This window comes from Streptomyces sp. NPDC005648, assembly GCF_040605395.1.
In the GTDB taxonomy this organism is placed as follows: domain Bacteria; phylum Actinomycetota; class Actinomycetes; order Streptomycetales; family Streptomycetaceae; genus Streptomyces.
Genome location: NZ_JBEXCS010000103.1, coordinates 25,720 through 34,592, shown reverse-complemented (window position 1 = coordinate 34,592; position 8,873 = coordinate 25,720). Strand labels below are relative to the sequence as shown.

At 69.9% G+C, this 8,873-nt stretch carries 7 protein-coding genes; 5 read left to right on the top strand and 2 right to left on the bottom strand.

Going from position 1 to position 8,873, the window contains the following annotated elements:
- The coding region (locus tag ABZT17_RS38160; protein WP_356356166.1) for an arabinofuranosidase catalytic domain-containing protein at positions 1-1,053 on the bottom strand (1,053 nt) is incomplete at its 3' end.
- Positions 1,054-1,682: 629 nt separating this feature from the next.
- Here ABZT17_RS38160 and ABZT17_RS38155 point away from each other — a divergent pair.
- A complete protein-coding gene (locus ABZT17_RS38155) occupies positions 1,683-2,768 on the top strand; it encodes a LacI family DNA-binding transcriptional regulator (RefSeq protein WP_356356172.1) in 1,086 nt (361 codons plus the stop codon).
- A gap of 224 nt (positions 2,769-2,992) precedes the next feature.
- Here ABZT17_RS38155 and ABZT17_RS38150 read toward each other — a convergent pair whose 3' ends face one another.
- The gene (locus ABZT17_RS38150) at positions 2,993-3,133 is read right to left on the bottom strand and encodes a hypothetical protein (protein WP_356356164.1); all 141 of its coding nucleotides are present in this window, start codon (positions 3,131-3,133) and stop codon (positions 2,993-2,995) included.
- 110 nt (positions 3,134-3,243) lie between these two features.
- Here ABZT17_RS38150 and ABZT17_RS38145 point away from each other — a divergent pair, with 110 nt between their 5' ends.
- The 4 genes from ABZT17_RS38145 (at position 3,244) to ABZT17_RS38130 (ending at position 8,833) form a co-directional block, all read left to right on the top strand.
- Positions 3,244-4,632 (top strand): extracellular solute-binding protein, encoded by a 1,389-nt coding sequence (locus ABZT17_RS38145; RefSeq protein ID WP_356356162.1) that lies wholly within the window; start codon positions 3,244-3,246, stop codon positions 4,630-4,632.
- A gap of 115 nt (positions 4,633-4,747) precedes the next feature.
- Positions 4,748-5,683 carry a sugar ABC transporter permease gene (locus tag ABZT17_RS38140; protein ID WP_356356170.1) on the top strand — a complete coding sequence of 312 codons (936 nt, stop codon included), beginning with the start codon at positions 4,748-4,750 and terminating at the stop codon, positions 5,681-5,683.
- Entirely contained in the window at positions 5,680-6,627 is a 948-nt protein-coding gene (locus tag ABZT17_RS38135; protein ID WP_356356160.1) for a carbohydrate ABC transporter permease, read from the top strand. The genes ABZT17_RS38140 and ABZT17_RS38135 overlap by 4 nt, the downstream gene beginning before the upstream one ends.
- Positions 6,628-6,691: 64 nt before the next feature.
- Positions 6,692-8,833 carry a beta-galactosidase gene (locus ABZT17_RS38130; RefSeq protein WP_356356159.1) on the top strand — a complete coding sequence of 714 codons (2,142 nt, stop codon included), beginning with the start codon at positions 6,692-6,694 and terminating at the stop codon, positions 8,831-8,833.
- Positions 8,834-8,873: the final 40 nt, after the last annotated feature.

Below are 8,873 nucleotides of genomic sequence, written 5' to 3'. Positions count from 1 at the left end.
GGTGATGTTCGCCTGTACGGAGTTCTCGGTGGCGTCCGAGGGATAGCCGGAGGTCATGACGCCTTCGTAGAAGGTGCCGGCGGCTCCGTGGCTGTTGTCGCCGCCGATGCCGAGGATGATGGCGCCCTCCTTCTTCATCGGGTTGTAGCCGGCGACGTTGGGGCGCACCCCGTTGTAGAAGGTGGACAGCGAGCCGGACTGGGCGTTGCCCCCGCGGATGGCCCACTTGTTGGCCCCGCCCTTGATGACGGCGGTCAGATAGCGGTGGCTGATGGAGGGATCGCCCGCGTTGTAGTGCTGGTTGACGCCCGAGAACAGGCCGTTCTCCAGGTCGGCCATGATCCAGGGGCCGTTGCCGCTGCCGTAGCCCCAGACCTTGATGTTGCCGAAGTAGATGGCCTCCATGGTGCCGTTGCCGTTGTCACGGCTGTTGGTCTCGGCGTTGCCGTAGTCGAAGCAGCAGCCGCCGTTGTAGTGCGTGCCGTCGAGGACGGCGTACATGCCCTCTGCCTGGTCGCCCTTGGCGACGCCGTTGGTGGCGTTGTTGCGGTAGCCGGTGCCGGGGGCGACGTAGACGCCGTAGGCCTTGTGGCCGGCGACGGTGATCGGTGCGGCGGTGGCGTTGGCGAGGTTGTCGTAGCCGCCCGCGGCGGGGCCGGAGAAGCCGCCGGGGGGCGCCTGGGTGAGGCGGTTGTTGCGGCCGGACTGGTCGTAGATCACGGTGATGAGACAGGTGGTGCCGGCGCAGAAGGAGTCCTGGGCGGCGGCGTTGGCAACGCCTCCCGTACTCAGGACGCCGATGTCGCGGGTGGCGTTGTCGGAGGCGCGGCGCACCTGGTAGAGGGGGCCGTTGTAGGACGAGTACAGGGCGCGGGTGGTGCTGTGGGCGGCGACGCAGGGGGTGCCGCCGGCGGCGTAGAGGTCGCAGGGCAGCGATCCCGCGGCGTGCGACGCCGGGGCGGTGCCGGTGAGGATTCCGGCGCTGAGCGCGACGGCGGCTCCGGTGGCGAGCAGCGCGTGCCGCAGGGTGCGGGACCGTGGTCGTAGGGACATGGGTGAACTCCTTTGGTGGTGGGGGGTGTTGCCCTGCCGGCAGGCCTTCGCGCCGATAGGCATGTGCATGACATGCGACATGACAGATGGGAAGGCATGGCGAACTCCGCATGGATTCAGTGACCTTGCCTGTGTGCCGCGGGTCGTGCCGGTGCGGGCGGTGCGGGCGGTGCGGGTGTGCCTGCGCCGGGGGGCGCTGTCCTGTATCCGCGCACGTCTGGTATCTCGAACGTCACTCGGAGTATCGGACACTCAGGATGATAGGAATCTCGCTGCAATCGTCAATGCCTGGCGCATGATTTCGTTTGGCGAGTTGACGAATTGCGTCCCGGTCCAGGGGGGAGGCCTGGTGACCTGCTGATCGTCCGAAGCGTCGGCCGGGGGCGACGGTGTTCGGCCGTGCTCGGCGACCCCGTGGGGCGCGGTCACCTGATCCATCATGCTCCTCATCCACGTTACGAATCCATTTCGGACACTTGACGGCCACCTTCTGACTGCGTAGACATGTCAGCGCAGTCATACGACGCCGGACAGCACCGAGCGGCACCGCGCGGCACCGGGCACGATCACCTGGAGACACCATGAAGCGAGCGGCGAGACGGGGCGGGAGCTCCGGTGCACCGCGCAGCGTGGACGTCGCCCAGCTGGCCGGCGTCTCGCAGAAGACGGTCTCCCGGGTCTACAACGACGAGCCGTACGTCTCGGCCGACGTGCGCCGGCGCGTTCTGGAGGCCGGCGAGGAACTCGGCTACCGCATGAACAACGCGGCCCGCGCACTGGCCTCCGGACGCACCCGCTCCATCGGCGTGGTGACGCTGGGAACGGCCCTGTACGGCCCCGCCTCCCTGATCATGGGCGTCGAGCGCGCCGTACGGGACACCGGTTACGCCCTCCGCGTGGTCAACACCGTGGAAGGCGACCCGACGGGCGTCGCCGGCGCCGTCGACTCGCTCCTCGAACAGGGCGTGGACGGCATCGTCATCTCCGAGCCGATCGACGACGGCAACGGCGAGGACCTCTCCGCCCGAGGCGACGTACCAATTCTCGTCCTCGGAGCGCCGCCCCTGTCCATGCCTCGAACGCTCGCCGCCGGCGTCGGCGCCGACCTGATGGCGCGCATGGCGACCGAGTACCTGCTGGAACTGGGGCACGAGACCGTCCACCACCTCGCCGGTCCGCAGCGCTGGTACGCCGCCCGGGACCGGCTGGAAGGCTGGCGGTCCACGCTCGCCGCGTACGGCAGACGGATCCCGCCCGTCGTCGAGGGCGACTGGTCCGCCTCGGCCGGCTACGCGGCGGGCCGTGAACTGGCCGCCGACGGCGAGCTGACCGCGGTGTTCGCCGCCAACGACGACATGGCGATCGGGCTCATCCGCGCGCTGGCGGAAGCCGGCCGACGCGTGCCCGAGGACGTCAGTGTCGTGGGCTTCGACGACATCCCCGTCGCCCCCTATGTGACCCCTCCGCTCACCACGATGCGTCAGCCTTTCGACACCGTGGCGCAGGAGGGGCTCAAACGCCTCGTGCACTCCATCGAGAACCCCGACGCGCCCCCGTTGCCGGCCAGTGAACCACCGGCCGACCTCGTGGTCCGTGCCTCCACCGCGCCTCCGCCGCCCCGGAAGACCCCGGGCAGCGGCCGGTTCGCCGCGGTTTCCCCGAGTGGGGGCCGGGTCGGCCCGCCCCCGGGCGGAGGTGGGGCAACGTACGACTGATCACCTTCGACCGGCCCGAGGAACCGCTTTCCTCACCGGGCAGGGAGCCGTGTGGCGAGCCGCCGTACGGATCACCGCTCCCGCGCCGTCCCGCCCAACTCGTCCTGGTCGCACGTGAGTTCAGCGGGCACATCCCGTGAAACGAACTCAGCGTCCCCTCCTCCGCTGCTTCTCCGCCTTTCTCGGCCGCCCTCCGCTTCATCTGCGTTGTCCGCTCTGTCTTCTCACTTCGTTTCGCGGCGGCCACCCAGCGGCAGCGCCGCGGTTCTCCGCTCCACCGTGAACTCCCCGGCCACCGGCCTCCGCCCCGACAGCGGGCGGACCTCCCGGCGGCCGGTGTCCGCGACGACGGGTCCCCGTGCCAAGCCGGCATCCGTGCCCCGGCCGTCCGTCCGAGCCCGCGTATGTCTCATCACCCTCCCCGCGCACGCCTGTGCTCGGCGTGCCCTTCCCTCAGCCATCGGCGGGAGTTCTCATGCACAGATCCGGCTCCACCCCCAGCCAGTCCCAGATCAGCCGTCGGCTCCTGCTCACCACCGCGGGAGCGGTCTCGCTCGGTGCCGCGCTCACCGCCTGCGGTGGCGGTGGCGGCTCCGCCTCCCCGGCCGCCAAGGCGGTCGGCCAGGCCGACATCGACAAGGCGATGAAGACCCCGACCACGCTGACGTTCTGGACCTGGGTCCCGGACATCGACCAGGAGGTCGCGCTCTTCGAGAAGAAGTACCCGGCCATCAAGGTCAAGGTCGTCAACGCGGGCCAGGGCGTGGCGCATTACACGAAGCTGCGTACGGCGATCAAGGCCGGCAGCGGGGCCCCGGACGTGGCGCAGATGGAGTACCAGGCCATCCCGACCTTCACCATCACGGACAGCCTGCTCGATCTGTCCCCGTACGGCGCGGCCAAACTCAAGGACCAGTTCGTGGACTGGACCTGGGGGCAGGTCAGCGGCGCCAAGGGCGAGATCTGGGCCATCCCGCAGGACACCGGCCCGATGGGCATGCTCTACCGGGCGGACATCTTCGACAAGCACGGCATCCAACCGCCCAAGACCTGGGACGACTTCGCCGCCGCCGCGCGCAAGCTGCACAAGGCCGACCCGGAGGTCTACCTGACCAACCTGGCCGGCAACGAGGCGGCCGCGTGGCACGGACTGCTCTGGCAGGCGGGCGTCAAGCCCTACGCGACCGCGGGCAAGGCCAACGTCACCATCGACGTCGACGACGCGATCTCCAAGAAGCTCGGTGCCTACTGGGGCGGGCTGGCCCAGGAAGGCGTGATCGGAGTCGAGCCCGACTTCACCGACGCCTGGTTCTCCGCCCTCAACAAGGGCAAGTACGCCACCTGGATCACCGCCGCCTGGGGGCCGGTCTTCCTCGCCGGCTCGGCCAAGTCCACCGCGGGCAAGTGGCGGGCCGCACCGCTGCCGCAGTGGGACACCTCGAAGCCGAGCTCGGGCAACTGGGGCGGCTCGACCAGCGCGGTCATCAAGGAGACCAAGAACCCCATCGCCGCCGCCGTGTTCGCGCAGTTCCTCAACAGCGACCCGGCCAGCGCGAAGCTGTTCAACACCAAGCAGTCGTTCTTCCCGGCGACCAAGCAGCTGCTCGCGGACGCGTCCTTCACCGCCGAGGCCCCTTCCTTCTACGGCGGCCAGAAGGTCAACCAGGTGTTCGCCGACATCAGCAAGACGGTCAGCCCCGACTTCCAGTGGCCGCCGTTCCTGGACCAGGCCGTCACCGACTGGACCGAGACCGTCGGCACGGCCCTGACCCGGAAGAAGGACGCGGTCGCCGCGCTCGGCGCCTGGCAGACCCGCCTGACCACCTACGCCAAGGCCCAGGGCTTCACCGTCAAGTCCCCGTGATCCAGGGCGGGTTCCGTGCCGGTGACCTGACACGCCGGCACGGAACCCGACCCGTCCGACCCGCCCCCGGCCGGCCCTTCCCAAGGCCCGCCCTTCCCCCGAGAAAGGCCCGATGATGACTGCCACGACCGTGGCCTCCACCGAGGAGCCGCGCCGAGCGGGGCCCGAGCGCCGCCTCGGTGACCTGCGCCAAGGTGCGGCAGGCCCGCTGTTCGTCGCACCTTTCATGGTGCTGTTCCTGCTGGTGTTCCTCGCCCCGCTCGGTTACGCCGCCTACCTCAGCCTGTTCCGGCAGCGGCTCATCGGCGGCAACGCGTTCGTCGGGCTGGACAACTACGTGACGGCCCTCAAGGACCCCCTCCTGCGGGAAGGAGTCGTGCGGGTCGCCGAGTTCTTCCTGATACAGGTCCCGCTCATGCTGGTGCTGGCCCTCGTCTTCGCGCTCGCGCTCGACAGCGGCCTGCTGCGGCTCGCCCGTGTGATCCGGCTGGGCATCTTCGTGCCCTACGCCGTGCCGAGCGTCGTCGCCACCCTCATGTGGGGCTACCTGTACGGGCCGGACTTCGGACCGTTCGCCCAGCTGAGCAGGAAACTCGGCCTGCCCGTCCCGCACTTCCTCAGCGACGGCTGGATGCTGGGCAGTCTGGCGAACGTCGTGACCTGGGAGTTCGTCGGCTACAACATGATCATCCTGTACGCCGCCCTGCGGACCGTCCCCACCGAGCTGTACGAGGCCGCGGCGATGGACGGCGCCGGCCCCTGGCGCACCGCCTGGTCCATCAAACTCCCCGCGCTGCGCCCCGCCCTGATGCTCACCCTGCTGTTCTCCGTCATCGGCAGCTTCCAGCTGTTCAACGAGCCCAAGCTGCTGCAGCCCATCGCGCCCGACGTCATCGAAAACTCGTACACCGCGAACCTGTACGCCTACTCCCTGGCCTTCACCGGCCAGCAGGTCAACTACTCGGCGGCGGTGTCCTTCTTCCTCGGCCTGGTCATCGTGATCTTCTCCTACGCCGTCCTGTTCATCGCGAACCGCCGGAGGAACGCGTGACGACCACGACACCCCCCTCCACGTCCCGGCCCGCCCCGCGCGCCACCGCGCACGGCACCCCGCGGACCGCCCGCCGACAGCGCCGGCGCTCGCTCGGGCGCCGCAGCACCCCGCTGACCATCGTCATGCTGGCCGTCCTCGCGTACTTCTTGCTGCCGCTGTTCTGGCTCGCCGTCTCCTCGACCAAGAGCACCCAGGACCTGTTCACCAGCTTCGGCCTGTGGTTCTCCCACGCGCCGCAGCTGCTGAAGAACGTCCACGAGACGCTCGCCCACGACGACGGCGTCTTCCTGCACTGGCTGCTCAACACGGTCCTGTACTCCGTCGGCAGCGCCCTGGGCGCCGCGCTCCTGGCGGCCGCAGCCGGCTACGGCTTCGCCAAGTACCGCTTCCGGGGCAACAACGCGGCCTTCGCCGTCGTACTCGGTGCCGTCATGATCCCGACGACCGCCCTGGCCATCCCCACCTACCTGCTCTTCGCCAAGGTGGACCTGGTCAACACCCCCTGGGCCGTCGTCCTGCCCTCGCTGGTCAGCCCCTTCGGTCTCTATCTCATGCGCATCTACGCCGCGGACGCCGTCCCGGACAGCCTCCTGGAGGCCGCGCGCATTGACGGGGCGGGGGAGCTGCGCATCTTCTTCACCATCGCCCTGCGCCTGCTCGCCCCGGGCCTGGTGACGGTCGTGCTCTTCACGCTCGTGGCGACCTGGAACAACTACTTCCTGCCGCTGATCATGCTGAACGACCCGAAGCTGTACCCCGTCACGGTCGGCCTCTCCTCCTGGGCGTCCCAGGCCTTCGGCGGCGGCAGCGGCGCGAACAGCAACATGCTCGCGCTCGTCGTGACCGGCTCCCTCATCTCCATCATCCCGCTCGTCGTGGCCTTCCTGCTCCTGCAGCGGTACTGGCAGAGCGGTCTGGCCGCCGGCGGCGTCAAGCAGTAACCCCTGCCGACCACTTCGCCGACGCCCAGGCCCAACCCCCATACGACTCCTCGGAGGTTCCCCCATGGCGGTCCTGCCCGCCCGCGTCCTCTTCGGTGCCGCGTACTACCACGAGTACACGCCCGCCTACGACCCCCGACTGCGGCCCGACGAACGGCTGAAGAGCGACCTGGACCTGATGGCCGAGGCCCACTTCAGCGTGATCCGGGTCGGCGAGTCGGTCTGGTCCACCTGGGAGCCCGAGAACGGCCGCTTCGACCTCGACTGGCTTCAGCCGGTCCTCGACGGCGCTCACGAGCGGGGCATCTCCGTCATCCTCGGTACCCCGACCTACGCGGTGCCGCCATGGCTGGCCCGTCAGTACCCGGAGATCACGGGGGAGCGGCGCACCGGCGAGCGCATCGGCTGGGGCGCCCGCCAGGAGGTGGACTTCACCCACCCCGCGTTCCGCTTCCACGCCGAGCGGATCATCCGGAAGATCGTCGCCCGGTACGCCGACCATCCGGCGGTCATCGGCTGGCAGGTCGACAACGAACCCGGCCTGCACCTCTTCCACAACAGGGGTGTCTTTCAGCGCTTCGTGGACCACCTGCGCGAGAAGTACGGCGACGTCGAGACCCTCAACCGCGAGTGGGGCCTGGTCTACTGGTCGCACCGGCTGTCCGACTGGTCCGACCTGTGGACCCCGGACGGCAATGAACAGCCTCAGTACGACGTCGCCTGGCGGGAGTTCCAGGCCCGGCAGGTCACCGAGTTCATCGGCTGGCAGGCCGACATCGTCCGCGAGTACGCGAGCCCCGAGCACTTCGTCACCACCTGCATCTCCTACACCCGGCAGGGCGTGGCGGACGACGAACTGTCCGCGCGCCTCGACATCGCCTCCGGCAACCCGTACTACGACATGCAGGACGGCCTGCTGCTGCCCGATCCCACCCCGGACGAGCACGAACAGGTCTGGAAGACCACCGGCGTCTGGTCGATGTACCTGACCGCTGACTGGATGTACTCCTCCCGCCAGGAGCCCTTCCTGGTCACCGAGACCAACGCGAACTCCATCGGCTTCGCCTGGGACAACCGGCCCGGCTACGACGGCCAGTGGCGCCAGACCGCGTGGGCGCACGTGGCCCGGGGCGCGCGGATGATCGAGTACTGGCAGTGGCAGACCCTGCGCTTCGGCGCCGAGACCTACTGGGGCGGCGTCCTGCCGCACAGCGGACAGCCCGGCCGCACCTACGCCGAAATCGCCCGACTGGGCGCCGAGTTCGACAAGGCCGGGCCGCTCGTCGCGGGGATCGAGCCGGACGCCGACATCACCATGGTCTACTCGACGCCGAGCAAGTGGCTGATGCAGAAGTACCCGCCGCTGGCCAGGCCGGACGGCGAACCCGACCCCGCCGCCTACCACCGTGTCTTCGACCCCTTCTACCGAGGCGCCTTCGACGCCGGCCGGCAGGTGCGGATCACGCACGTGTCCCAACTGGTCGAGGACACCGCACCGGAGGAAGCCGCGCGCCGCCACCCCGTGCTGGTCGTGCCGGCGCTGTACATCGCCACCGACGCCACCCTCGACTGGCTCACCTCCTACGCCCACGCCGGCGGCCACCTCGTCCTGGGCCCCCGTACCGGATACGCCGACCACGAGGCCCGCGCCCGGATCGAGAAGGCCCCCGGCCGCCTCACCGAGGCCGCGGGTGTGCACTACGACGAGTTCAGCAACCTGGTGGGGACCGTGCCCGTCCGCGGTGTGGACGGCGGCCCGCTCCAACTGTCCGCCGACGCGACGGCGACGCACTGGCTCGAAGGGCTCACCCCGGTCGACGCCGAAACACTGGCCTCCTACGAGCACCCGCACTTCGGCCGCTGGCCCGCCGTCACCACCCGCGAACACGGCGCCGGCCGCGTCACCGTCGTCGGTACGGTCCCCGGCCGTGACCTCGCCCGGTCACTGGCCGTCTGGATGGCGCCGGACCCGCGCGGTGGTTGGCGGAACCTGCCCGATGCCGTCACCGTCACGACCGGCACCTCGCCGGACGGGCGTCACGTGCACGTCGTCCACAACTGGAGCTGGGAGCCCCGGCTGGTCGCGTCCCCGGTCAACCTGTCCGACGTCCTCAGCGGCGACGCCGTACCAGCGGGTGCGGAGGTGGACCTGGGCCCGTGGGACGTCCGTGTCCTCGTCGCCGACGGCACCACGCCGGACGCCTGAGCGGACGTCCGTTCCTGACCGGGTCGCCGGACGGCCCCAC

Excerpts from the sequence above, each read along its gene's own strand:
- ABZT17_RS38145 (WP_356356162.1), top strand. The coding sequence starts at position 3,244 with ATGCACAGATCCGGCTCCACCCCCAGCCAGTCCCAGATCAGCCGTCGG.
- ABZT17_RS38140 (WP_356356170.1), top strand. The coding sequence starts at position 4,748 with ATGACTGCCACGACCGTGGCCTCCACCGAGGAGCCGCGCCGAGCGGGG.
- ABZT17_RS38130 (WP_356356159.1), top strand. The coding sequence starts at position 6,692 with ATGGCGGTCCTGCCCGCCCGCGTCCTCTTCGGTGCCGCGTACTACCAC.